Source organism: Mesorhizobium sp. M4A.F.Ca.ET.020.02.1.1 (assembly GCF_004022645.1).
GTDB lineage: Bacteria > Pseudomonadota > Alphaproteobacteria > Rhizobiales > Rhizobiaceae > Mesorhizobium.
In genome coordinates, this window is sequence record NZ_RZOI01000923.1 from 1 (window position 1) to 2,035 (window position 2,035).

The 2,035-nt window shown below is 64.8% G+C and carries 2 protein-coding genes and 2 pseudogenes; all 4 read right to left on the reverse strand.

The window, feature by feature from the left end; genetic code table 11:
• Window positions 1-286: pseudogene (locus EN742_RS33110) on the reverse strand (ABC transporter substrate-binding protein); the annotation flags it as partial.
• A gap of 95 nt (window positions 287-381) precedes the next feature.
• A complete protein-coding gene (locus EN742_RS33115) occupies window positions 382-1,269 on the reverse strand; it encodes an SMP-30/gluconolactonase/LRE family protein (RefSeq protein ID WP_127407089.1) in 888 nt (295 codons plus the stop codon).
• Window positions 1,269-1,463 carry a 4-oxalocrotonate tautomerase family protein gene (locus EN742_RS33120; protein WP_128333778.1) on the reverse strand — a complete coding sequence of 65 codons (195 nt, stop codon included), beginning with the start codon at window positions 1,461-1,463 and terminating at the stop codon, window positions 1,269-1,271. The genes EN742_RS33115 and EN742_RS33120 overlap by 1 nt, the downstream gene beginning before the upstream one ends.
• A gap of 129 nt (window positions 1,464-1,592) precedes the next feature.
• A pseudogene (locus tag EN742_RS33125) lies at window positions 1,593-2,035 on the reverse strand (response regulator transcription factor); the annotation flags it as partial.

Consider the following 2,035-nt stretch of genomic DNA (forward strand, 5'->3'; position numbering starts at 1 on the left):
CGGCGTTGATGACGATGGCGTCATAGCCCTGCAGGATCAGGTTCTGCACCTGCGCAGCCTGGGTCGGAACTTCCTTGTCGGCGGTGGTGAAGACGTCGGCGGCCGCGACCACCTTGTCCTCGACCGCCTTCTTGGTGACGATGCCGTAGCTGTCCAGCATCGCCTGGCGCCACGAATTGCCGGCATAGTTGTTGGAGAAGGCGATCTTCTTGCCACTGGTGTCGGCCAGCGCGGTGCCCGAGGCGAGCATCGCCGCCAGAGCGCTCAGGACGAGTAGTTTCTTCATGTCATATCCTCCCAGATGTGTTGACTGCTGCATTCCAGCCGGCTTTTAAGGCCGGCCTCACTTCCAATCCGATTTGAGCCCGGACGATCCCGCGCTCAAAACAGCCTCAGCCCCGGCACGCGGACTCTGAGCCGGTAAAGCGACGTCGACGCGGCGATGTAGAGGCTCCTCAGATCCTCGTCGCCGAAGGTGAAATTGGCACAGTCTTCCGGCGTCGCGATGACGCCGAGAAGCTCGCCGGACGCATCGAACACGTGGATGCCGCCCGGGCCGGTGCAATATAGGTTGCCGCGGCTGTCGATCTTCATACCGTCGGTCGATCCCGGCTCAGTGCCCTCGGTCGCCGCCCAGACCGCGCCGCCATTGAGGTCGCCGTTGGCCTCCACGCCGAACACCCTGATATGCCCGCGCTCGGTGTCGTTGACGAACAGCCGCGATTCGTCGAGCGAGAAGCAGAGCCCGTTGGGCTGCGCGAAATCGTCGGCAAGCAAGGTCAGGGCGCGGTCGCCGTCGATCCGGTAGACGCCCTGAAACGAAAGCTCCTGCTGCCGCGGCACGCCGTAGAATTCCGCCCGGCCGAACCCGGGGTCGGTGAAGTAGATGGCGCCGCCGGTGGCGACGACGACGTCGTTCGGGCTATTCAGCTCCTTGTCGCCGTAATGGGTGGCGAGCACGGTCACGGTTCCGTCCGGCTCGGCGCGGGTAACGCTACTCGTCGCGTGCTCGCAAGTGACCAGCCGCCCCTGGCGGTCGAGAGTGTTGCCATTGGCCTTATGGCTGGGCTCCCGGAACAACTCGATCTCGCCCGAAGAGCTGCGCCTGTACATACGGCTTTCGGGAATGTCGGAAAACACCAGCCATTTATCGTAAGGATGCCACACCGGACCTTCGATGAAGGAGTAGCCTGTCGCCAGCCGTTCCATCGCCGCGTTGCCGACAACGTCGCCGAAGCCGGAATGGCGGGCCGGCGCCGAAATCGACATCACTGGTCCTTCGGCTTGCGGACTGCCCCGCCGCCGACGAACCAGTCGCTGCCGGCCACGTCCTCGAACACCACCCAGATCGCGTCCTTGGGCAGTTCGGCGACCTCGCTGATGGCTTCGGTGACGCGGCGCGAGATCTCGTCCTTGCGCTTTTGCGAATGGCCCTCGAGTATCCGAATGTTGACGAACGGCATCGGCGCCTCCCGGGCATTTTCTTGTTGTGGGGAGCGAGCCTAGTCAGCGCCCGGGCCGGGCGATACGGGTCAACGCGCAGCGCCGACTGTGGTTTTGCACAGTCGGTCCCTTCAGGCCGCGGACGTCAATTATTGGTCCTGCAGCGGCGCCGCCTGCGCCAGCCAGGCGTCGAGCCGGTCCTGCTCGCGGCGCAGCGCGTCGATGTTGATCAGGCCGCGCGCCAAGGCGAGGTAGATCGCCCGCGTGCGCGAGTTGAAGACGGAGGCCTCACCGGCGCCGTCCTCCGGCGGCACGATGCCCAGCTTGTCGTAGACGTGCTTGATGCGGCTTTGCGCGCCGCGGATCGACAGGCCCCGGCGGGCCGCGATCGCCCGGTCGGTCAGGCCGAGCGCGATGTCGATCAGACTTTCATATTCGCCATCGGTGATGCCTTCGAAACGATCCTGGACGCGATGCTGGATGCCGCGTATCTCACGATCGATGATGCAGTGGCCTTCGCGGAAGACGCCGCGAAGCGCCGAGCGCATGCCTTCCTCGGCCGCCGATTTCAGTACATAGCCATAGACCGAGC